Raw genomic sequence first — 19,872 nt, forward strand, 5'->3', positions numbered from 1 at the left:
CCAATGCGCATTGCCTTCTTTGTCAATTCCGTTGAGAGAGAAACTGCCGGTTACACGACGACAACGCTTGCGCTGACCGCAAGTCAACGCGGGCATTCGGTTATCTATGTCGAACCGGGTGACTTCATTTTGCGTCCAGACGATAGCTTAGCCGTAAGCGGTGTGGTTCTGCCAAGTGCGTCCTACAGGACCTCCGATAAGCTTTATGCCGCCTTGCAGGGGGCGAGCGCCCAGAAGAAGATCTTCGCTGTAGGCGACATCGACATTCTGTTTCTACGAAACGACCCGTCACTCGACGCGAGCGAACGACCATGGGCCGCCAATGCGGGCATTATGTTTGGGCGACTTGCCGCGCAACACGGAGTAATGGTGGTCAATGATCCTGACGGGCTCGCTCAGGCACAGAACAAGCTTTACCTCCAGGCATTCCCTGCCCTTGTCAGGCCCGCCACGCTGATCTCCCGCAGCATTGCTGAAATTCGCGCGTTCATAGACGATCAGCCCAAAGGGTGCATCGTCAAACCGCTTCAGGGATCCGGTGGCAAGAATGTCTTCCATATTGCGACCCCGGACGATTCAAATCTGAACCAGATTTTCGAGGCGGCGAGCGGAGATGGTTATCTGATCGCGCAGACTTACATTCCCGAGGCCAAAGCTGGTGACGTGCGCCTGTTTTTGCTTAACGGCCGGCCACTTGAGCGAGATGGCAGCTATGCCGCTTTCCGCCGGGTTCCAGCAAAGGGGGATGTCCGATCCAACATCCATGCAGCTGGAACTGCGCGCAAGGTTAAGGTGACCAACCAAATGCTGGCTCTGGCCGAGACCGTGCGCCCAAAACTGGTGCAGGATGGCATGTTTCTCGTCGGGCTGGATATCGTCGGTGACAAACTCCTCGAGATCAATGTTTTTACACCAGGCGGTCTGACGAGGCTCGCAGCGATGTACAAGGCAGATTTTAGTGCATCTGTCATCGACATACTGGAAGAGAAACTGGCACTGCGCCAAGCGTATGGAATGGCCATTTCGAACGCCCGCTTGTCCACGCTATAAATCTGGTGCGCGATCTTAGGTCGACTACGCGGCCAGCGGCCTCAACGCCCACAGAGCGAAAAACTGTTCTTGAGCGTTTGGGTTAGCTCACGAGGGCGGCATGATTGTCTGCCAAGACACCGATGAGCCCGGCTCCCTGCGGATGCTGTCAATCACGCAGGAGCAGCGATGCGGAAACCTTTGCGCTCTAGACCAACAGCTTCCCCTCGGCGCGACGTAAGGGAACCGATTTGGTCCACGTCGATTGTTACACTGCAACCAACGAGAGGCTATTGAGATGATTTTCCGAAGCACCCTTGCCACAGCGATCTTGTTTGCCGGTACCGTTTTCGCTGCCGCCCAAACAGTTGTTGTTACCCCGGAACAGGAAGTCGTGGTCCGCGAGTATGTGAAAACGAATCCGGTGGTTGTTGAACGTCCGTCCAACTTTGAACTGGTAGTTGGAGCCATTGTACCTGACATTCTCAAGCCCGGCGCACTTGCCGAAAACACAATGCCAAATCAGTATCAGTATGTCGTCATGGACGGTCGGACTGTGCTGATCGACCCCCAGACTCGCAAGGTAGTCTATATTATGGACTAACCAGCCAAGCGGGTAGGTACCTCGCGAGAGCAGGGCCTCCGCTACAGTGCATGACCTAAAAGGTGCCTGCTTCGCGGCAGGCGCCTACTTTTTGAACTAACGGGCTGGAAACAGAAGCATGCTGCCGAAGCCGCTCGTGAAACGATACTCTCTATATGAAATTTCATTTAGGTTGGAGTAAAATGGTGCACGCTCAGAAGGCGCGGAACGCAAAGCGTCCGCTCGCACCAATGACCTGGCAGGATTGGTATTACTGGACAGTGGTCGTCGCCGCCATCGCGATGATTTTGTGGCTTGTGATCTCGTAGAGATTTCGGGTGATCGGTGATTGGGGTATAGGGTCATTAGCGAGATGCCAATGAGCGAGCGCACGTACGTACAGACAAGTCCGTGATACTGCAGGTGGCCCCAGCCTCAACGACGGCTATCATTATTCGCGTGCCGACCCTGACAGCGCTTGTCGTTCATGAGACTGACGTTTCTGTCGCTGTCGAGGAGGTGTGTTCTGCACAGGGCGAAGGGCGCGTTGGGACTTCTCGGCAACATCTTAGCCACGACTAGCTCCTTCGGTATTGAATCCTCACTGAGTCTTGTTCCACGCCACATTTGAGCGTCAGGGCTCTGAGCAGTCCCGTCTTTTGGGAATCCGATACAGCTCTGCCCTTTTTCGTCCGACCGGATCCTCTCATGCCCCTGGATCAGTCGGTCGAAACTCCTATCTGATGCGGAATGACCTTACGACCGAAGACACAAACCCCAATAAAGCTCGTGGGAGAATGGGTTCTGCCCACGGCGGCCACACTCGGGTCGGCAGTGCGCGCTAGAGGCATTCTTCTTGAGGTACGGGCCCGCTTACCGCTGGCGGCACGAAAGTTCCTTCATGTGCAGACTGGGCAATTGGTCCTTCTCGTGCCGGAGGAAAGCGATGGTGACTGGCTCGACGTAATTAAGGTCATTGCTGGTACGCTGCGGGCCATCGAAGACCTACCCGTCATTCCTAGAGAAGTCGAAGATATCCTGACGATAAGTGCGGCCGAACGACATCGCTGGCTGAAAGATGGTCGCTTACAGAGCGCCGGCACCAGGACAGTTAAGCTGCAAGGTCGCGCGCGGAAAATCACCTTCCACGTGTTCGATCCGCGGCAAATCGAGGACGTGCTCGATCGCGACTTAGTTTCCGTGTGGCGAGAGAAGGATGCCACTACCGCTTCCGAAAACCGACGTCGTGCCGCAGGAAAGGCTGCGCTTACGCGAGCCCGCAAACGCGCGGCGGCTTTCGCCATGAAGACACCAGAAGCTAGGTTGTCGAAGCTGGAAGGTTGGGATGACTTCGACCTTGATGGATTGCTTAGATAACGGTGATGGAAATCCGGCAATTGGAAACGGGTAATTTCCCGCCACGCCTGAATTCAGTTTTCGTTGCTTCGACAAAGGGCAAGAAGACCTGCATGTTGCGTGGTGCGCAAGGCAAATCTTAGCCTGCAAGGGACGGTGGCCGTTCTATGCGGAAGCGTCAAGAAGCTACAGCCCTTCTGCTGCCAGTGCATGGCGAACGCAGTCGCGCTGCTCCACGTTCTCCATGAATTGACTCAGCCCGACGGGATGTTCGATTCCGACCATCCTGGCCCAACGCAGGATGACGTACAGCATCGCGTCGGCGCCGGTGAAGCTTTCGCCGAAAAGGTACGCGCCCTGCACCTCTGCGCCGATCCAGATGAGGCGAGGCTCCACAACCTGACACAGGCGAGCCTGTTCCGCTTCATCCTCGCTGAAGAACAATGGAATGAATCGCTTGTGCAGCTCGCTGGACATGAAGGCGAGCATCTGCAGATGCCGCAGTCGGCTGAGTTCATTTCCGTACGGAAAAGATCCGGCACAGCCGGTGAGCCAATCGAGGATGGCAACGTTCTCCGTTAGGAGCGTTCCGTCTTCGAGAACGATAGCCGGAACATAGCCGTTCAGGTTGATGCGCGTGTAGTCGGACCGTCCTCCAGCGTGTGGCTGAAGGTGTCGACCTTATGTGGGCGAAAGCGAACCCGGCTTCGCGCAGCATGATGTGCGTGGCCTCGGAGCTACTGCCAAGCGTATGGTAGAAATCCATTGTTTCTCTCCGTCAAGGAGGCGCATCGCGCCGTTTTAGCTGTAACGGTGACCAATTCTCTCGCCAGCGACGAACGGATCAGTTTTGCGGGAACCGTAGCCATCACCTCGAGAAGGCAGGCGACGGTTCGCATTTGCGCCTGAGCACGGACTTTATTTCGACGGACAGGATGGTGTCGCCGAGCATCTATCGGGGTGGGAAAACATGCTCGATTCCCTTGCGCGCTATCTCCGCCGCTGACCTTCCAAGAAATCCGGTCTTCCGAGTTGCTCTTCGAGGAGCCACCCGAGGAGAGCGATTTTTAGGTTGGCTTCAGGAAATATGCGCCAGCAGGCGGGCACGACTTTTCACGGCCACCCTGACTGACGTGACGAGTTGTTCGGGGAAGCCGGGCGGGAGCGCGTCGACAACGATGTCGGTCACTTTCTCGGCGTTTGCAGCGAGGTCTTCGAGGATCGATCGTGTCAGGGGCAAGCCGACGCCTGCCAACTCTGCGGTCTGAACGAAATGGCGCGGCAAGATTTTTTCGACGGAGTAGTGACGGTTCTTGCCCACGGACATGGCGAGCTTGAATTTTTTTTGCTGAATCTGACCAACATCGAGACTCGGCTGAGCGGTCAGCACATCGTAGAGCGGGGTGAGCCGGAAGCGCCCGCCGGGACCCAAAGTGATGCTGAAATTCTTTGCATGGCCATCTGTGGCGCCCAGGATCCAGAACAGAATGCACGCGCGCATGAAGGTAGCAATGTCCTGTTCCGGCCTGTCGCTTCCCTTCAGGAGTTGGATAATGTCGCGCATACCAGGCCCGCCATCGGACTGGTATTTGCGCGTGGGCGGCACGGACAAGGCCTGGCAAATGTCTTCCTGCGGCAGGCGCAAAAGCCGTCCGTCATTGGCCCAGCGGCGGTCGAAACGCTCGACGATGAGCGTGCGGCGGTCGCCAAAATCAGCAACCTCGCTGTGGGCGGTCGGCACGCCAAAGGCGGCGAGCAATTTCAAGCAGAGATATTCGTTCTCTACGCTGTTCGAGAGATCGATTCCGTTCGGGAGCTGGCCAATCTGGGGCTTGAAGATATGCGTGGTGGCAGTGGTCCCTGCGGGCTTGAACCATTTTCCGTTCTTGCGGAGCAGGGCGGTCTTTTCCTGCGCCCCTGCAATCGAGATGCGAAAATCCTGGTCCTCACTCATGCCGAGGGGGGAGGCCGTGAGGTTGTTGATGATGGCGGCGACGTCCTCGTCGGTGACGGGATTACCATCGGTAGTGCCAGCCCTACCCGGATCGACGCCGTCGGGAAGGAATTGCAGCGCGCCCACGCAGTCATGTCCAAGAGCCGTCAGCAGGCTATAGGCATCCGTACCGCCTGCGCCGACGCGTTCGGCGACGCGTTTGCGGATGGCATCGCTGTCCGGCAGCAGATTGTCGAAGACGTTGAGGACCGGCGCGCCGATATAACGGTCCTCGCGCAAAGGCAGAGAGATCGAGACTGGGAAGGTGTTTTCCCATTCGAGCCATCCTTTTGCATATTGAAAGTCGATGGCGCCGGTGGATTCGCGGTGCAGCACGCCGACAAGGCGGCTGTTCAGAAAAACATTGAGGGGCGCGTGGGCCCGGCGGCGAGTCATTAGAACAGGTCCTCTATGCTATCGCTCGCCTTGCTGCGGGGACGGACGACGAGTTCGAGGTCGAGAGCCGAGAGCGCGGTCATCAGCGTGCGCAGTTGGACGGCGGGCTCCCCAGCCTCAAGGCGGGAGACGGTGCCTTGGCGCAGATGGATGTGGTCACCGAGCGTGCCTTGCGTCAGGCCGGCTTGCTTGCGGGCCCGGCGCAGGATAGCGCCAAGTTGTTTTTCGCTGCGGGCAATCTGATCAGCCATGTTGACCTCCATAAACAAATATACGAATTCACGTATAAAGTGTCAATATACGGTTTTGCGCATTAAATAGAAAAATACGCCTTCACGTATAACGCAAGGGCATACGCAAACCCTAATTAGGAATACTTCCATGGGCCGAGTGACGCGCGGATTAGCCCGGCTCTCTTCCCACGTCTGGACAAGGGTCTGAACCTGCCAATGAGAGGTAGACCGCATCGGACTACCCTTTGCGTCAACCCCGAGAATAGCGGGCTCGTCGAGATGGCAAGCCGCCCTGCACACTTCCATCGGCATGCCGGAGCCGTCCGACTATAACTGCACCAGCCTCAGTGGGTCGGACTGCTCACAGACCATTTTCGCTGACGAGTTGTCGGGAAGTGTCAGCAATCTTTTCCACGTGTCGCGTTCGTGCGGGACAATGCCCTCATTAGCTAAGGAGGCATTGATGAACAGGTTTGACATTTCGTTGTTCGGTTTTCGTCTGATTGCCAGAGGGCAAGTTGGGATTGCGGGCGCGTTGCTTGTGGTAGCGATGCTGGTTGGCCTCGCAGTTGCCTCTTCATTAATTGCGCTGCTGGCCGATGGGGGTGCGGTCCTACCACCGACCACTCGAGCGGTGCAGTTGCCGCAGCTGCAACAAGGCTTCTCCAGATAGATGGAGAAGCCTCCAAGACACCGAGACCTATGCTTCGTATCACGAAAGCCGGCGGTAGCAGGGGTCTGGCGACCCCAAGGAGACCTCAGTGCCACAACGACGCAACCTTCTTCGTTCGCGTGCAGTGGTGCCAGTCGCGCCGAGGGCCTACATCGACGTGGACAATGCCCGTGCTGCAGTAGGTTCCGACGCCGCCTATTCCATTCAGCTCCCGAGCGTAGCGGGCAATCTGGCCAGGTTTGATACCAATAATCCTGATATCGGCGGCCTTGCACTTCGCGTGCATGGAGCGACCCGACCTCGGACGATAGCCTGAAGTCACCACAGGCCGCTTTCCAAATCTTCGGTGCAAGCTTGTCAGCACAGCAATAAGTTGAGCTGGAAAACAGTTGCTTCTGACATTGTTGCTCTGCTTGGTGTAGGCGACCTCAAGTTTACTCTCGAAATCGGGGATAAGGCCCTGAAGGCCGCTTGGATGGTGAGCCTCAGGGCTCTGGCTTGCGTACAGCGAGGCGACGGACAGTCCGCAGATCATGATGCCAGTAGCAAAGGTTGAAGTTGCCGACATAGGCATGGGGAAACTCCATATTGAGTTGCCATTCCCAAATGCCGCAAGTCAGGAAGCACCCTCATTAGTTGCATCGATTTGGGCTCAATTGTGGCAAGCGAGGGATTGAACGCCTCCTATCTTTTCCGCGAAGGCCCGCCCTCGATCCGCTTGGCATATCTCACGCAAACTCCCTGTCGGGCCCGCGTGTTGCCGCATGTGCCCTTTGGTCTGAGAGGCGACCGGGACCGGGCCCGAAGGTCTTCGAGCACGTCCATGTGATGGAGCGACCCGCCCCACGCTCTGAGGATTGAGGCCTGCCGTCCCTCCCCGCAGGTCTCTCTTCCTGCGGCGCATCGGCGCGCGGTCCCAAACCTCCGCTTCCAGGCCAGTCCTTAGATCTCCGATACCGCGGAAGCTTCTGTTGACCGTAGGTGCCTTACCTTTACTCGCAGCACAACCGAGCCGGGACAGCGCCTTGTCGCCGGAACTGACTTGCGACCCAAGTTTCGGCATGCGGGAATTCGCGTCTGTGGGTGCCGACAAAAAACTGCAGCATTGCCCGCCGTTCCTCGCGGTTCTGCCGCCGCAGCCGTTCAGTTCGAGCTATCAAAGGCGTAGAAAACCAAGCTCGAGGTCGGCGTCCCGCTTGATGAGGCGCGGGCGCCGGCGAGCTCTGAGGCCTTTTCATCGATTATTGAGTTGGGGGTCTAGGTCGGCATGACAACTCATTGAGATCTCCTCCCGGAGACCATCGTTCAGTTGTCGAAATCTCTCCTTCCGAAGGTGGCGGACTTTTTGGGTGCTGAAGCCGCTTTCAGTTCAACCCGCCGGCTCGTTCGAGTTCCCGCCTGGCAATGGCTTGAAATTCCTGCGTTGCCTCGTGCAATGCGGAATCGATCAGGTACCTGAGCATCGGCCAGTTCGCGGCCTCGGCCTTGGCCTCGTTGAGCTTGTCGATCATGGCAATGATGCGGGCCAGATCGGTAGGTTCGTCGCTCATCTCAGACCTCTCCCCGCCGCCTGCGTGACGGGCTCGTCGGTCTACACCGGTGATGTCCGGGGCATCCGCGCCGATGGTCATCCGGCTATTTCCCAGGCGTTGGTCGACCGTGACTTCAATCGTTATCGTATCCCCGACGCGGATGTCTCGCGGTTTCTCAGCCATCACCCCCCTGCCAATCGACAGTTATGCAAACGCCTTAGCCCCGCCTCGCCAGCAATGACATCTTCGCTGTCGCCGCGGCTGCCCGCCCCGGTCGACCGACCTCGGCACCGTGGTTTACGAGAAGGCCGCCGCCCTGTTCGAAAAGCGCGACTACGACGCGCTGATCGCGCTCTCCAACTCCACCGCCTTCGGCCTGTCGTCAGGCGTCTGCACCAACGACTTCCGCCGCATGCAGAAATACATCGCAGGCCTGCAGGTCGGCACCGTGAACATCTGGGAAGTTCCCGGATACCGCATCGAGATGTCGCCCTTCGGCGGCATCAAGGACTCTGGCAACGGCTACAAGGAAGGCGTCATCGAAGCCATGAAAAGCTTCACCAACGTCAAGACAGTCTCATTGCCCTGGTAAGTTTCAACTCCCTCGCCGCTTGGAACAGGTCAACGGGCCTGGTAAAGGGCATTGCCACGCCTCAATCTGAAGTAGAGAACGCGGGACATCTTGCTGCGTTGAGAGACCCCGGGACGCTAGCCGACGACAAGCCAATCGCCACGCATTGGAAAAGACGCCCGCCACCTCGTGGCGGGCGTCTTTTCATTTTCAGAAGCGAGTTCTGCTACGCTGGCGGCAGACTGTCTTCTTCTTCATCGTCCGACGCTGGATCGGGAGTATCGTCTTCGTCGCCTTCCGGCTCGTCCGGAGCGACGTCCTCATCCATATCGTCATCGTCCAGTTCCGGTCGCGACGGAGCATCGGCCGGCATGTCATCGGGGAGAAACCCCCGCGGTTCGTCCGGATCGTCCTGCAACGGTTCACGTCCTTGCTGTGAGGTCATCTTGTTTTCCTTCGAGATGGAAGTGGCTACTTGCGATTGCCGCCGCCGCTGCCGCTCCCGCCGGCGCGCTTGTCGTCCTCTTTTCCTTTGCCGCTGGACGACGACCCGGTGCCGCTCGACTTCTGCTTTTCGTCCCTACCGGCGTTTTTGTGGCTTTGCTCTCCGGCCTTGCGATGCTGCTCGCTGCTGCCGCCTTGGGTGCCTTGATTGGCCATGACATTGGTCCTTTAAGTTCCAGTGCCGGCGGGTTTGCCGACGCCTGCGAACCAACCTGTTTGCCGATCAAAGGTTCCGACCCAAAGAAAAACGTGATCGATAGCATTAACCTAGATACGTCTTTTTACATAGCAGTACGTCTTTTTACATAGATATCAGCGGAATATTCTTTTATTATTTGCAATCCATGATGCGTTGATATTTGTAGAATCTAGCAATACGATCAACTAACAAGGGCATCGTCGGCTGCAAGCGTTCACCGGTGCTTCCGCCCAGACAACATGGAGGAGGAAGCCATGACGCTTTCAATCTCAGCTTTCGAATTCGATATCGCGAAAAGCATCATTGTCGAAGCGGCCACCTCAAATCCCGATAAAGACAATTCCTGGCTGCGTAGCCAGGCACAGATGACCTTGGAAGAGATGTGTCCCGGGACAAAGGTGACTGGGGAACAGATTAACGCTTTGATCACAGCTGCAATCAAAGCCAGGGGCCGCACCACCGCTGCATTGGTTGATTAGCGTTTCTTAGCTAGAAATCGAGCTTCTCTTACGAGAGTCGGCCATTCATGCCCCAGATCCGCAACAAGCTTCCGAGCTTGATCTTCAGTGATACCGGTTTCTTTCATCAAGCGTCGTATCGTCAAGTCCGCAATTTTTTGCTGTTCACGAGGTTGGTCGGGCATAGGATCTCCAGTTGTGCTCCTGTTGGGAACATGGGATTGGCGCGGCTAGCCGCAGACTCGTCACCAGAGCTATCCGGCAACCGTTTCACCGCTCACAGGTTCCGCTTTTAGGGAAACAATCTGCCTTTGTGCCATCGGCCAAATAGAAAAGCCCGCCGTATTACTACGACGGGCTCAGCTTGGAGGTGTGCTGAAGGAGGAGCTCAGGGGGATCTGTATTCCTTCAACGCGCTTCAGACTGATCTAAAAGCCGCTAACACGAGGTAAAAGATGACTCGTGTTGCATAGACTTGAGAAACTTTCGCATGATCGCCAGATGCCACGATGGCGAAACCGCCAAGCCTATTGCAATATCAACGGCAGGAGCGATTACGTTCTGCGAAATCATGGGGTAAGCTAATGACCGAACCATTGCCGAAGCCGACCGGCCAGTTCGTTGAGCTAACTGCAGATCTGGTCGCTGCCTATGTTTCTAACAATCCGGTGCCGCCTGCGGAACTTCCAGAGCTGATTGCCCAAGTTTACACTAGCATTAGCAGCCTGAGCGCGCCGACAGAGGAGGTTGCAGTGCGGCCGAAGCCGCATATTCCGATTAAAAAGACCGTCACCCCCGAATATCTGATCAGCCTGGAAGACGGGAAACAGTATCGGCTACTTAAGCGCCATTTGGCGGGTGCTGGTCTGACGCCTGATGAGTATCGCATGAAGTGGTCGCTTCCAACCGACTATCCGATGGTAGCGCCTGCGTACACTGCCAAGCGGTCTGAACTGGCCAAGAAACTGGGCCTCGGGCGCAAACCCCTGGCGAGGACGCCTGCCAAACAACGAAATGGTAAGGCAAAGACTTAACAAGGCTACCTTACGGCGGTGATGGCCAGCGGGTGCCGGCTTCTTCACACCAACCAAGCGAGGCCGTTGCGAACGAAACGGAAACGATGCTTCATGATCGCATGAACATCGCCATTCGTGATTCGGCACCGGAGCCCGATTATCTCTCAAGGTTGAACGTCGGCCAGCGCGCCGCTGTCATGCATGGCGATGGTTGTTCCGCAAGGCCCCTGCTCATCGTTGCCGGTGCCGGATCGGGCAAGACAAACACCCTCGCTCACCGGGTTGCCCATCTCATCGTCCGCGGCGCCGATCCCCGCCGCATTCTACTGATGACCTTCTCCCGCCGCGCCGCCGCAGAGATGACCAAGCGCGTCGAGCGCATCGCCGCCGATGTGTTGAAGGAGCGCGCGGGGAGCCTGCTGGAAGGACTGAGCTGGGCCGGCACGTTCCATTCCGTCGGCGCCAGGCTGCTCAGGGACTATGCGCTGGATATCGGGCTTGAGCCCGCCTTCACCATCCATGACCGGGAAGACTCCGCCGATCTGATGAACCTGGTTCGCCACGAGCTCGAATACTCCGAGACGGAGCACCGCTTTCCCACCAAGGCGACCTGCCTTGCGATCTATTCCCGCGTCGTCAATTCCCAGGATGCGATCGAGGCCGTGCTGGGCAGTGCCTTTCCCTGGTGTATCGGCTGGAGCGACGAGCTCAAGCGCCTGTTCGGCGCCTATGTCGAGGCCAAGCAAGCCCAGAACGTCGTCGATTACGACGACCTTTTGCTCTACTGGTCACAGCTGGCCGCCGAGCCGGAGATCGCGGCGCATCTTGCTTCGCGTTTCGACCATATCCTTGTCGACGAATACCAGGACACCAACAGGCTGCAGGCGGCGATCCTGACTGCGATCAAGCCCGACGGCCGCGGCCTGACGGTGGTGGGCGACGACGCCCAGTCGATCTATTCGTTCCGCGCCGCCGAAGTGCGCAACATCCTCGACTTCCCCACCCTGTTTGCCGAACCTGCCGACGTGGTCACGCTCGACCAGAACTATCGCTCGACGGATGCCATCCTCAACGCCGCCAATGCCGTCATCGGCGAGGCCTCGGAGCGTTTCACCAAGAATCTCTGGACCGAACGTGCGTCGCTGGAAAAGCCTCTCATCGTGACCGTGCCCGACGAAGCCGAACAGGCAAGCTATGTCTGCGACGAGGTGCTCAAGGAGCGCGAGGCGGGCACGCTGTTGAAAGAGCAGGCGGTGCTGTTTCGCGCAGCTCACCATGCAGGGCCACTCGAGGTCGAACTCACCCGGCGCAACATCCCCTTCGTCAAATTCGGCGGACTGAAGTTTCTAGATGCTGCTCATGTCAAGGACTTGCTGGCGGTGCTGCGCTTCGCCCAGAACCCGCGCGACCGCATCGCCGGCTTCAGAGTGATGCAGCTGATGCCCGGCATTGGCCCGTCATCGGCGGCAAACGCGATCGAAAGCATGGAGCAGTCGCTCGACCTGGAGATGGGCCTAGCAAGGTTCGTGCCGCCGGCCCGGGCAGCAAGCGACTGGCCCGGCTTCATTGACCTGTTTTGCGAACTCAGGCGCGGGCCCGGCTGGCCAGCCGAGATGGAGCGGGCGCGGCTCTGGTACGAGCCGCATCTTGAGCGCAAGCATGAGGATGCGACGACACGAAAGGCCGACCTTCTCCAGCTGGAACAAATCGCCTCGGCATATCCCAGTCGCGAGCGCTTCCTTACTGAGCTGACACTCGATCCGCCATCGGCTACTAGCGACGAGGCTGGGCCGCCGTATCTTGACGAGGACTATCTCATCCTGTCCACGATCCATTCGGCCAAGGGCCAGGAGTGGACCAAAGTGTTCGTTCTCAATGCGGTGGACGGCTGCATGCCGATCGACCTGAGCGCTGGCGAGCACAAGGAGCTGGAGGAAGAGCGCCGGCTGCTCTATGTCGCGATGACACGGGCCAAGGATTCACTCCATTTGATCACGCCGCAGCGTTTCTTCTCCTCCGGTCAGATGGCGCGCGGCGACAGGCATGTCTATGCCTCGCGCACCCGTTTCATCCCAGCGCATCTTCTGGAGCACTTCAAGGCCACGTCCTGGACAAGTCAGTCGTTCCGCCAAGACAAAGCGGCACGGCCGCGCAGCTCGGTCGACATCAAGGGCAAGATGCGGTCAATGTGGAAATAGCTCGCCGCGAGGAGCTGTTTTTTGCTGGCAGTCCACTTCCTTCTAATCGAATAGCTGCCGAATCCCGGGCGAAAACAAGGTTGCAGTTCCACTGCAGCCTCTCCTTCGCCAACCATACCAGGGCTGAGGAGTGATGGGACATTGCGCCACGGCACAGAAATCGGGGGCGGCATTACCGACCTGGTCACCTGCCGGCCACCCTAAGGAACTGACCACGACATGTTGCATTGATCTAGCTCCAACTCCCTCGATCGCTAGGAGGTACTTCGCTATGAACGGTTTGTTGGGGCTCGATACCTTGGGACGATCTGGTGACGGACTAGGCGAGAAGTTCAAGCTATTGCTCCATGCAGCAGCACGCGATGCGCAACGTGCGGCGACTATGAAACGCCTAGGTGAAACAAGTTCCTTACAAGTCGCCCCTGGTGTGGAATTGGGCCTGACGGCCGACGACGATAGCCGCCCCAGAGACCCGCGAATGCCCGCCCAAGGAACCGACCTGCCCCCTCTGCCGGGGGCTGAGCCAGACTGTGGCATTCCACTCCAACGCGCGAAATCATGAAAAAGGCGTGGAAAATGTCGGGCGGCTGCTCGTAACTGGCTGGCCTCAAGCGTCTCGCGCCTCCAGCCGCCAAGGCGCAGAGCCCTATGCCACGAGCGATCTGGCATTGGCCGAGGATCGCGACGTACAGGAAGGAAGAAGTCGCCAATGCCGGAAGGGCGCTCGCGATCGCGGCCATCGAACTGCGGCGTGGTGAATACCCCTTGGCTGATGCGGGACGTTCGGTTCCAAGGCCCAAATGACATAAAGCCGCCGTTCCACATTTCCGTTGTCCGGCAACAGCCCTCGGTCTGGATAGCCATTCTGTTCTCGGTTGGGAAGCTCCGATGCAATCACGCCTCTATATCGTGCTGACAGTTTCGGCGATCGCAGTCGTGAGTTTCCTGATCCTCGGCCTGCCGAACCCTCTGCTTGAGACTCGTGGCGAAAGCCGCACCATTAGCCAGATAGCGGACTGATCCGACTCAAGAACATTTGCTGCCGCCACCACCTTGCGACGTCCTGTCGGCCTCCGCCGATTTAGTGATCGCTTGCGCGGAACCGCCGGGCTCCGCAGCGGTTACGGAACAGCACGACAACCAAATGCAAGTCAGCCACAAGATGGTCGACCAATCGCCCATTCGAAGCAGCGAAATGGGACGACAGCAGGACTTGCGACGCTCTCATTGGGACCCGGGTGACGGGCTTTTCCCGATCATTGGAGTTCCTATCGATGCTCATCAATGGAAAAGCGGTCAATCTGGATGAACCGGCGACGTTTTACGAAGACCGTTTCAATCACGGCACATACTTCTCGCATTTAGCACAAGCGATCAGCCATGCCGTCGCCACCTCATCGTCACAGCAGATGCACGCGGCCAGCATCGTCACCCAGTCGGGCGAGCAGTTCGGCTGGACCGAAATCAGCCTGCTGCACGATCATCTTCGCAATGATGCCGCCAGGCCCGACCGAAGCGCCCACGAATCCCTGTCAACGGGAACCACGGCCTGCCCGAGGGAATCTGGGTCCGGGCGAGGCGGCGACGGGTAAGGGTCAGCAATTGGAGGCCATCATGCAAGCCGGAACCGAAGAGCTAAAGATCAGGACCTTCGATGGAACCGTGAACGTCACCTTTTCCGGTGCCGTCATTGCGTCCACGACTAGGGCGCGGGTAGTCTGCGTCGAAGGCGAGCCTGACGTGTTCTACATTCCGTTCGAAGACATCTATTTTGAGATGCTGCGGGCCATGGACAAGACCGTTCATCGGCCTGATTGGGGCGTGGCGCAGTTCTGGAGCGTGTCTGCCGTCGGCGAAGCGGCCGACGATTTCATGTGGGCCTATCTGGCGCCCGAGCCGGTGGCAGCCGCTGTGGCGAACCACGGCGCATTCAACCCGGAAATCGCAAGGATTTCGGCAGTGCCAGCCGGACACGGCATTCACTCGACCGACAACTAGCAACCGACAACGGCCGGCAAAACAAACACACCGACAAGCGCAAGGCTGAGCGTGTCGAGGAGGTTTAAAAGGATCGCGGCAGAGACGGGCCTTGGCACGAACAAGGGTTCCGGCTGTGGCAAAAATTCGGCTTAGGTGTGCTGAGCCGGCCCGCTTTGGCGGACCCCGCCTGCCTTCGCCTGCCGATCCCGTCACCCCACCAGATTCATGGGAACGAGGCGTGGCAAAACCTGTGCCACGCCCCGTCATGGACCGAAACGGTCGCTGAAGTCGTTACCCCTCTCCTGCCGCATTACCAGTAGGGCTGAGCGCCGTAATGATCGTAAATACGCCGGTTGTTCTCCTCCGACCAATCATATCCGTCCCCGTTATAGGTCGGCGCTCCGTCGATTTGCTCTCTGGTGATATCAACCTGAAACCCGCCAAGGTCCTCGTTGTAGGTCAGCTTGTTCCACGGCAAAGGATAACGGTCCTGCGCCATGCCGAGAAAGCCGCCGAAACTCAGCACAGCATGCGCCACACGGCCGTCAACCTTCTCAAGGATCAAGCGTTCAACCTCTCCGATATGAGCGCCATCGGGTCCGTAAACTTCGGTTCCAATAACCTTGTCGCTTTCGATGAGATTGTTCATTTAGGTCTCCTGGGGTTCAGGGCATCTAAAGGCCAACGCGTCGCGACGGGGCTGGTTCCGAACTTTTTGATCGATCCCGACCGGCCCGGCGTCGGAGGCCTAAAATCGTCGGCTTAGGCAGCCCCATTCGGCTTCGGCGGCTTTCTCCGGAACCCAATGCCCAATGCGGAGTTGCTCTCCGAGGGTGGTTCACGAAGGTCGTCGCAGATGCGATATGTCCGCAGAGGAAATGGTCTACTAGGTGGTGATCTCCGACGTGCTCGCCTCGACCATCTTGCCGTACGGCTTCTAACCGACAACGAACCGCTGTGCTGGAGTTGCTGGCTTCATCTTGCCGTGGCCTTCGGCACCGCAAGCGGCTTTTTCTGGCTGGCCGGCTATTGATCCGATGGATTCGCATGCCAACGAGCAAGCGTGTCGGCCACTGCCTGCAATAGGATGGACATTCGAGGTATCGTCATGAATACGCCTTGCGAAGAACTGGTGCGGAAAATTCTCAACGACCCGCTGGCATCCCGCGAGATCAAGATACAGCGCCTCCGCCATCTCGAAGAGGACGCGCGCGCCTTACAGCGGGCGGCTTCCGAAAGCGCCATGAATTCCGACGATGGCTGGCAGGCGGAACTGCGCCTCGTTCGCTTGGCGCTCGAGCAATTGGGGGCCAGGCGCATCCGCAAGGGCGCGGCGAGCCTGTGATCATGAACAAACGGAAAAAGCGTGCCATTCGGTCAGCCATCAAGGGCGATCCCGCAAGCCAGGTTGCGGCGCTGCCTTATCGCCTGGCTGCGGATGGGTCGATGCGCGTGATGCTCATCACCTCGCGCGGAACCCGGCGCTTCGTCGTACCGAAGGGCTGGCCGATGAAAAGAAAGACCTCGGCGGCTGCGGCAGCGTGCGAAGCGAGACAAGAAGCCGGCGTGGTCGGGCAGATGGCAAGGGTTCCGATCGGATCCTTTCGCTACTGGAAGCGGCTGTCGGTCGGCTTTGTCCCCGTCATCGTTCGCGTCTTTCCGATGGCGGTCGAGACGGTGCTCGACAGCTGGAAAGAAGAAGGCGAGCGCGGTCGCCAATGGCTGTGCCCGGAGGATGCGGCGACCCTTGTCGACGAGCCGCCGCTGGCTAGCCTTGTCAGACGGATGCCGGAGCTGATCGCCCCGCGTTAACTGAAGCCAGCCGCTCTAGGCCCGACCATGCGCACCGCGTGTCCTCACGCAGCCCAGCTGCCGGCATCGCGAATACCGGCGGTCACAGCGCGGCAACGCCTCCAGTGTAGTCTTTGCGCCAGCAGCTCAATCCTCGCTGTGATCCCGGACTTGTGAGGCGGCATCAGGCTCCCGTCTGACCATGAGGGGCGGAGACAGGCTTCGATTCGGGCGAACCTTTGAAGCGGAGGAAGATGGACAGCACGACCAGCATCGCCGTGGAGAGGAATTCTGACTGCCAGTTCTGGAAGGATTCGAACCAGAGCTGCGGATCGAGCAGATAGCTGAAGACGGACTTGATATCGCCACCGTGCCGTGCCGCCTCCTCATTGGCGGCAACCGCACTTGCCAACCAATGAATAGTGAACGAAAGCACGAACAAGACGGCAAGGCTCAGACCCAACCCGTAGGAATAGAGCCACCTTCTGATAGTGCCATGCAGCTTGGATGGCGGAGCGTCCCCTTGCCTGTGTGGATCGTCGGGATCGAGGGATTCCGCCGACCCGCGCTGGAACAGAAACGCGGTTAGCATCACATAGGCGCTCATCTGTAGAAACTCGCTCTCCCAATTCTCGAAAACCGCTGACAGAAACGAACCCGAACCGAGATATGCCAAAAAAGTCAGCGGCGGTTCGCTGTGGAGCGCCAGCTGGCGGCTCTCATGCGCGAAGCCCGCGACCGCCATTCCCAAGATCGTCACCAGAAAAACAAGCATCAACGTGAGGGTGAGCCCGTTATCCCTGAGCCAGCGTTTCATTGCATTCTCCATTTGTCGAATGACCCTTCAACGGCCAGACGGGGATATGGTTCGCAGACGCCTAGGCGTAGCAGTTTGAGCCGGGCCCCTTCGTGCAGCGCGCCGGTGATGCCGAGCCCGAAAAGCCGGCCTGGAGAAAGTCGTCTCTCCGAGGAACCTTTTGCGCCCGGGCACCTTTTTCTTTGAACTTTCCATCCACCGAAGCCGGGTGCCGTTGATGGTGCCTGACATTCCAGCACTGACAGGAGACGTAAATGGGACGCGGTATTCTTCTTTGGCTGCTCGGGATTCCGATCCCGATTATCATCTTGATCCTTCTTTTCGCCCGCTAGGAGGAACGACATGACCCTGGCTCCCGATGAGACGCTGGTCTCGCAAGAATTCGCCGCTTCGCCCGAATCCACCGCCTCCGCCATCAGTTGGGGCCCGATCCTGGCCGGGGCCGCCGCCGCGGCGGGCATCACGCTGGTCTTGATGCTGCTCGGCTCCGGGCTCGGATTGACGATGGTTTCGCCCTGGTCAACGGAGGGTGTCACCATCACCACGCTGGCGGCCTCGACTGCTGTCTGGCTGGTCATCGTGCAGTGGCTGTCGGCCGCCGTCGGCGGCTACCTGACCGGCCGCCTGCGCACAAAATGGGTCGGCATCCACACCGACGAGACGTTCTTCAGGGATACGGCGCACGGCTTTCTTGCCTGGGCTCTTGCCACGCTGCTGGTCGCCGGTGTCCTTGGGTCGGTACTGTCGGCTGTGGTCGGCGGCGGCGTTCAGGCAGCGTCGAATGTCGCATCGGGTGCTGCTGCGGCCGCCACCGCCAATGCGGGCCCGCAATCGGTTGACACGGCGACCTCCTATTTCGTCGACACCCTGTTCCGGCCATCGGATCCTGCCGCGGCCGGCGCTGCCGGGCCGGTCGATTCCGACCAGGCGGCCCTGCAAGCGTCTCGCATCCTTTTGGCAAGTGCCGCCACCGATGAGGTCTCGCCCGAAGATCGTACCTATCTGGCGCAATTGGTCGCCGTTCGCACCGGCCTGTCCGAGGCCGATGCCCGGGCGCGCGTCGATAGGGTGTTGACCCGCGTCAACGAAGCCAAGGTCACCGCGCAGCAAGCGGCCGACGCTGCGCGCAAGGCGAGCGCCACTTTTGCGCTGGTGAGCGCCCTTTCTCTCGCCATCGGTGCGTTTATTGCAAGTGCCGCAGGCGCCCTGGGCGGCTGGCAACGCGACGACGACGAGGTCCGCTTCCGGTCGCGATGATGCTAAGTTCGCCAATGCCTGCTGGGACCGTTCAGCAGGCATTGCGATCAGTCGTGGGCCTCGGTTCTTGACCTGAGCAGGAGTGTTTTGCGCCATGCTAAGGACTGAGCGAAATGCCTTCGACTTCTATTCGTGAAACCGCCTACGATCCGGAAACCAGGGTTCTCTCCGTTTGGTTCGTAGCAAGCGGCAAGCGCTACAACTATGAGGCGGTACCGCCGGAGACTTACGCCGCATTTCGAAGGGCCTTTTCGAAAGGACGCTTTTTCAATGCCCACATCCGCGATCGCTTCCGCTACCATCGGTGCGCGACAAGCGAGCGGCAAGATAGGGGAGCGGCAAGATAGGCCAGTGGACGGATGAACCAATTAGGGATGTATCCCGTATTTTAGCTAGGGTCAGCGAAGAGTCTGCGCACTGAAACGTGCTCACGAGCCGGCATTCAAGCTCGGCATCTTTGAAGACGGAACCAGCCGAGATTCATCACTGTCGCGATACTCGAATACGTAAATCCCGTCGCTTCCCTGGGTCACCAGAGGTGTCCTTGTGACGAAGCCTCCATGAGCTGCGACTCACGGTTACCAGCTCGACTTGCTCAGTCAAATCGCAGAGGGGTGAGCTCTAGACGCTAGCAGAGCTGTTAGAGCGGCATCTGCCAGCTTTTGGGAGCAATTTGCGCCTTGGTCGAGGCGTGTTTCTTACCTCAAAAGCAACTCGGCTTGCTCTGTTAAAAGGCCTGCCGGGAGGGATTCGCGGCAGGCCCCTAGTTGAAGCGCTAAGCCGTTCGGCGATGGCAAGCGCTCCGGGAGCTAAATGCAATAGTGACACTATCGTTCCCCTGAATATTCGAACGGGATGATCGATCGACCGCGATACGAATTCTCGCGTGCATATCGCACAGTCGTTGGAACCTATCGCCCTCCAAAGGGTTCTTCTCCTGGCAAAGCCCAAGGAGAAAAAATAATGCAAAAGCTGATACTTAGCGCGGCATTTCTTGCCGCCACGGCGCTCTATGCCCACGCGCAGACCCAACCGTCGACGGATGGCGAGACACCGGCAATCGCCAGCCCTAACACCACAAATCCCACCGCACCGGTCGCCGGCGCGAACAGCTTCACCAAAGCCCAGGCGAAAGAACGTATCGAGGCGGCAGGGTTCACCAATGTCGGCGTGCTGGTCAAAGCAGAGAGCGGCGTCTGGGAAGGCAAGGCCACGAAAGACGGCAAGGAGGTGGTCGTTTCGCTCGACTATCAGGGCAATGTCGTCGCCCGATAAACCCATCCCCC

At 58.6% G+C, this 19,872-nt stretch carries 24 protein-coding genes and 1 pseudogene; 16 read left to right on the forward strand and 9 right to left on the reverse strand.

Going from position 1 to position 19,872, the window contains the following annotated elements; translation table 11 throughout:
• The first annotated feature begins 3 nt into the window (after positions 1 to 3).
• The 3 genes from GGR00_RS24330 (at position 4) to GGR00_RS24340 (ending at position 2,989) form a co-directional block, all read left to right on the forward strand.
• Positions 4 to 1,050, forward strand: coding sequence for a glutathione synthetase (locus tag GGR00_RS24330; RefSeq protein WP_055972474.1), 1,047 nt, complete (start codon positions 4 to 6; stop codon positions 1,048 to 1,050).
• A 277-nt stretch (positions 1,051 to 1,327) separates the two neighbouring features.
• Positions 1,328 to 1,633 (forward strand): DUF1236 domain-containing protein, encoded by a 306-nt coding sequence (locus tag GGR00_RS24335; RefSeq protein WP_055972471.1) that lies wholly within the window; start codon positions 1,328 to 1,330, stop codon positions 1,631 to 1,633.
• A gap of 729 nt (positions 1,634 to 2,362) precedes the next feature.
• Positions 2,363 to 2,989 (forward strand): hypothetical protein, encoded by a 627-nt coding sequence (locus GGR00_RS24340; RefSeq protein WP_184701743.1) that lies wholly within the window; start codon positions 2,363 to 2,365, stop codon positions 2,987 to 2,989.
• 165 nt (positions 2,990 to 3,154) lie between these two features.
• Here the strand turns inward: GGR00_RS24340 and GGR00_RS28360 are convergent, their stop codons facing one another.
• The 3 genes from GGR00_RS28360 to GGR00_RS24355 all read right to left on the reverse strand — a co-directional run bounded on the left by GGR00_RS28360 (position 3,155) and on the right by GGR00_RS24355 (position 5,608).
• Positions 3,155 to 3,457 carry a glutathione S-transferase C-terminal domain-containing protein gene (locus GGR00_RS28360; RefSeq protein ID WP_246441612.1) on the reverse strand — a complete coding sequence of 101 codons (303 nt, stop codon included), beginning with the start codon at positions 3,455 to 3,457 and terminating at the stop codon, positions 3,155 to 3,157.
• A gap of 589 nt (positions 3,458 to 4,046) precedes the next feature.
• Complete coding sequence (locus GGR00_RS24350) at positions 4,047 to 5,357, reverse strand: type II toxin-antitoxin system HipA family toxin (RefSeq protein ID WP_184701745.1); 1,311 nt, start codon at positions 5,355 to 5,357, stop codon at positions 4,047 to 4,049.
• A complete protein-coding gene (locus tag GGR00_RS24355; protein WP_184701747.1) occupies positions 5,357 to 5,608 on the reverse strand; it encodes a helix-turn-helix domain-containing protein in 252 nt (83 codons plus the stop codon). The genes GGR00_RS24350 and GGR00_RS24355 overlap by 1 nt, the downstream gene beginning before the upstream one ends.
• Positions 5,609 to 6,053: 445 nt before the next feature.
• On the opposite strand from GGR00_RS24355, the gene GGR00_RS24360 reads away from it, so the two are divergent.
• A complete protein-coding gene (locus GGR00_RS24360; protein ID WP_184701749.1) occupies positions 6,054 to 6,263 on the forward strand; it encodes a hypothetical protein in 210 nt (69 codons plus the stop codon).
• 85 nt (positions 6,264 to 6,348) lie between these two features.
• Here the strand turns inward: GGR00_RS24360 and GGR00_RS28690 are convergent, their stop codons facing one another.
• Positions 6,349 to 6,837: a YcbK family protein gene (locus tag GGR00_RS28690; RefSeq protein WP_184701751.1), complete on the reverse strand. Its 489-nt coding sequence runs from the start codon at positions 6,835 to 6,837 to the stop codon at positions 6,349 to 6,351.
• A gap of 790 nt (positions 6,838 to 7,627) precedes the next feature.
• Positions 7,628 to 7,978: a hypothetical protein gene (locus GGR00_RS24370; protein WP_184701753.1), complete on the reverse strand. Its 351-nt coding sequence runs from the start codon at positions 7,976 to 7,978 to the stop codon at positions 7,628 to 7,630.
• A gap of 64 nt (positions 7,979 to 8,042) precedes the next feature.
• Here GGR00_RS24370 and GGR00_RS24375 point away from each other — a divergent pair.
• Positions 8,043 to 8,387: pseudogene (locus GGR00_RS24375) on the forward strand (aldehyde dehydrogenase family protein); the annotation flags it as partial.
• A 205-nt stretch (positions 8,388 to 8,592) separates the two neighbouring features.
• Here GGR00_RS24375 and GGR00_RS24380 read toward each other — a convergent pair.
• On the reverse strand, positions 8,593 to 8,811 hold the full coding sequence (locus tag GGR00_RS24380; RefSeq protein ID WP_184701755.1) for a hypothetical protein: 219 nt from the start codon (positions 8,809 to 8,811) through the stop codon (positions 8,593 to 8,595).
• A gap of 26 nt (positions 8,812 to 8,837) precedes the next feature.
• Complete coding sequence (locus tag GGR00_RS24385) at positions 8,838 to 9,026, reverse strand: hypothetical protein (RefSeq protein WP_184701757.1); 189 nt, start codon at positions 9,024 to 9,026, stop codon at positions 8,838 to 8,840.
• A 297-nt stretch (positions 9,027 to 9,323) separates the two neighbouring features.
• Between GGR00_RS24385 and GGR00_RS24390 the strand changes: the two genes are divergently transcribed.
• The 6 genes from GGR00_RS24390 to GGR00_RS24410 all read left to right on the forward strand — a co-directional run bounded on the left by GGR00_RS24390 (position 9,324) and on the right by GGR00_RS24410 (position 14,739).
• Complete coding sequence (locus tag GGR00_RS24390) at positions 9,324 to 9,548, forward strand: hypothetical protein (protein WP_184701758.1); 225 nt, start codon at positions 9,324 to 9,326, stop codon at positions 9,546 to 9,548.
• 563 nt (positions 9,549 to 10,111) lie between these two features.
• Positions 10,112 to 10,561: a Ros/MucR family transcriptional regulator gene (locus GGR00_RS24395; protein ID WP_184701760.1), complete on the forward strand. Its 450-nt coding sequence runs from the start codon at positions 10,112 to 10,114 to the stop codon at positions 10,559 to 10,561.
• A 101-nt stretch (positions 10,562 to 10,662) separates the two neighbouring features.
• Positions 10,663 to 12,741 (forward strand): ATP-dependent helicase, encoded by a 2,079-nt coding sequence (locus GGR00_RS24400; RefSeq protein WP_184701813.1) that lies wholly within the window; start codon positions 10,663 to 10,665, stop codon positions 12,739 to 12,741.
• Positions 12,742 to 13,629: 888 nt separating this feature from the next.
• The gene (locus GGR00_RS28545) at positions 13,630 to 13,761 is read left to right on the forward strand and encodes a hypothetical protein (protein WP_281389301.1); all 132 of its coding nucleotides are present in this window, start codon (positions 13,630 to 13,632) and stop codon (positions 13,759 to 13,761) included.
• A 254-nt stretch (positions 13,762 to 14,015) separates the two neighbouring features.
• Complete coding sequence (locus tag GGR00_RS24405; RefSeq protein ID WP_184701763.1) at positions 14,016 to 14,333, forward strand: hypothetical protein; 318 nt, start codon at positions 14,016 to 14,018, stop codon at positions 14,331 to 14,333.
• 10 nt (positions 14,334 to 14,343) lie between these two features.
• Entirely contained in the window at positions 14,344 to 14,739 is a 396-nt protein-coding gene (locus tag GGR00_RS24410) for a DUF427 domain-containing protein (protein ID WP_246441615.1), read from the forward strand.
• Between the two features lie 292 nt (positions 14,740 to 15,031).
• On the opposite strand, the gene GGR00_RS24415 is transcribed toward GGR00_RS24410, so the two are convergent.
• Complete coding sequence (locus GGR00_RS24415) at positions 15,032 to 15,370, reverse strand: PRC-barrel domain-containing protein (RefSeq protein ID WP_184701765.1); 339 nt, start codon at positions 15,368 to 15,370, stop codon at positions 15,032 to 15,034.
• 459 nt (positions 15,371 to 15,829) lie between these two features.
• Between GGR00_RS24415 and GGR00_RS24420 the strand changes: the two genes are divergently transcribed.
• Both GGR00_RS24420 and GGR00_RS24425 read left to right on the forward strand, forming a co-directional pair.
• Entirely contained in the window at positions 15,830 to 16,066 is a 237-nt protein-coding gene (locus GGR00_RS24420) for a hypothetical protein (RefSeq protein WP_184701767.1), read from the forward strand.
• 2 nt (positions 16,067 to 16,068) lie between these two features.
• Positions 16,069 to 16,533: an NUDIX hydrolase gene (locus GGR00_RS24425; RefSeq protein ID WP_184701769.1), complete on the forward strand. Its 465-nt coding sequence runs from the start codon at positions 16,069 to 16,071 to the stop codon at positions 16,531 to 16,533.
• A 163-nt stretch (positions 16,534 to 16,696) separates the two neighbouring features.
• Here GGR00_RS24425 and GGR00_RS24430 read toward each other — a convergent pair whose 3' ends face one another.
• Positions 16,697 to 17,329: a DUF6766 family protein gene (locus GGR00_RS24430; RefSeq protein WP_184701771.1), complete on the reverse strand. Its 633-nt coding sequence runs from the start codon at positions 17,327 to 17,329 to the stop codon at positions 16,697 to 16,699.
• Positions 17,330 to 17,671: 342 nt separating this feature from the next.
• On the opposite strand from GGR00_RS24430, the gene GGR00_RS24435 reads away from it, so the two are divergent.
• From GGR00_RS24435 to GGR00_RS24445, 3 genes are all read left to right on the forward strand, one after another.
• Entirely contained in the window at positions 17,672 to 18,586 is a 915-nt protein-coding gene (locus GGR00_RS24435; RefSeq protein ID WP_184701773.1) for a hypothetical protein, read from the forward strand.
• Between the two features lie 113 nt (positions 18,587 to 18,699).
• Positions 18,700 to 18,933, forward strand: coding sequence for a KTSC domain-containing protein (locus tag GGR00_RS24440; protein ID WP_184701775.1), 234 nt, complete (start codon positions 18,700 to 18,702; stop codon positions 18,931 to 18,933).
• Positions 18,934 to 19,549: 616 nt separating this feature from the next.
• Entirely contained in the window at positions 19,550 to 19,861 is a 312-nt protein-coding gene (locus GGR00_RS24445) for a PepSY domain-containing protein (protein ID WP_184701777.1), read from the forward strand.
• Positions 19,862 to 19,872 lie beyond the last annotated feature (11 nt).

The organism is Aminobacter aganoensis, from assembly GCF_014206975.1.
In the GTDB taxonomy this organism is placed as follows: Bacteria; Pseudomonadota; Alphaproteobacteria; order Rhizobiales; family Rhizobiaceae; genus Aminobacter; species Aminobacter aganoensis.

Excerpts from the sequence above, each read along its gene's own strand:
- GGR00_RS24405 (WP_184701763.1), top strand. The coding sequence starts at position 14,016 with ATGCTCATCAATGGAAAAGCGGTCAATCTGGATGAACCGGCGACGTTT.
- GGR00_RS24340 (WP_184701743.1), top strand. The coding sequence starts at position 2,363 with ATGACCTTACGACCGAAGACACAAACCCCAATAAAGCTCGTGGGAGAA.
- GGR00_RS24360 (WP_184701749.1), top strand. The coding sequence starts at position 6,054 with ATGAACAGGTTTGACATTTCGTTGTTCGGTTTTCGTCTGATTGCCAGA.
- GGR00_RS24385 (WP_184701757.1), bottom strand. The coding sequence starts at position 9,026 with ATGGCCAATCAAGGCACCCAAGGCGGCAGCAGCGAGCAGCATCGCAAG.
- GGR00_RS24390 (WP_184701758.1), top strand. The coding sequence starts at position 9,324 with ATGACGCTTTCAATCTCAGCTTTCGAATTCGATATCGCGAAAAGCATC.
- GGR00_RS28690 (WP_184701751.1), bottom strand. The coding sequence starts at position 6,837 with ATGCCTATGTCGGCAACTTCAACCTTTGCTACTGGCATCATGATCTGC.
- GGR00_RS24355 (WP_184701747.1), bottom strand. The coding sequence starts at position 5,608 with ATGGCTGATCAGATTGCCCGCAGCGAAAAACAACTTGGCGCTATCCTG.
- GGR00_RS24335 (WP_055972471.1), top strand. The coding sequence starts at position 1,328 with ATGATTTTCCGAAGCACCCTTGCCACAGCGATCTTGTTTGCCGGTACC.
- GGR00_RS24380 (WP_184701755.1), bottom strand. The coding sequence starts at position 8,811 with ATGACCTCACAGCAAGGACGTGAACCGTTGCAGGACGATCCGGACGAA.
- GGR00_RS28360 (WP_246441612.1), bottom strand. The coding sequence starts at position 3,457 with ATGCTCGCCTTCATGTCCAGCGAGCTGCACAAGCGATTCATTCCATTG.
- GGR00_RS24350 (WP_184701745.1), bottom strand. The coding sequence starts at position 5,357 with ATGACTCGCCGCCGGGCCCACGCGCCCCTCAATGTTTTTCTGAACAGC.
- GGR00_RS24440 (WP_184701775.1), top strand. The coding sequence starts at position 18,700 with ATGCCTTCGACTTCTATTCGTGAAACCGCCTACGATCCGGAAACCAGG.
- GGR00_RS24420 (WP_184701767.1), top strand. The coding sequence starts at position 15,830 with ATGAATACGCCTTGCGAAGAACTGGTGCGGAAAATTCTCAACGACCCG.
- GGR00_RS24435 (WP_184701773.1), top strand. The coding sequence starts at position 17,672 with ATGACCCTGGCTCCCGATGAGACGCTGGTCTCGCAAGAATTCGCCGCT.
- GGR00_RS24395 (WP_184701760.1), top strand. The coding sequence starts at position 10,112 with ATGACCGAACCATTGCCGAAGCCGACCGGCCAGTTCGTTGAGCTAACT.
- GGR00_RS24330 (WP_055972474.1), top strand. The coding sequence starts at position 4 with ATGCGCATTGCCTTCTTTGTCAATTCCGTTGAGAGAGAAACTGCCGGT.
- GGR00_RS24425 (WP_184701769.1), top strand. The coding sequence starts at position 16,069 with ATGAACAAACGGAAAAAGCGTGCCATTCGGTCAGCCATCAAGGGCGAT.
- GGR00_RS28545 (WP_281389301.1), top strand. The coding sequence starts at position 13,630 with ATGCAATCACGCCTCTATATCGTGCTGACAGTTTCGGCGATCGCAGTC.
- GGR00_RS24370 (WP_184701753.1), bottom strand. The coding sequence starts at position 7,978 with ATGGCTGAGAAACCGCGAGACATCCGCGTCGGGGATACGATAACGATT.
- GGR00_RS24445 (WP_184701777.1), top strand. The coding sequence starts at position 19,550 with ATGCAAAAGCTGATACTTAGCGCGGCATTTCTTGCCGCCACGGCGCTC.
- GGR00_RS24400 (WP_184701813.1), top strand. The coding sequence starts at position 10,663 with ATGAACATCGCCATTCGTGATTCGGCACCGGAGCCCGATTATCTCTCA.
- GGR00_RS24430 (WP_184701771.1), bottom strand. The coding sequence starts at position 17,329 with ATGAAACGCTGGCTCAGGGATAACGGGCTCACCCTCACGTTGATGCTT.
- GGR00_RS24415 (WP_184701765.1), bottom strand. The coding sequence starts at position 15,370 with ATGAACAATCTCATCGAAAGCGACAAGGTTATTGGAACCGAAGTTTAC.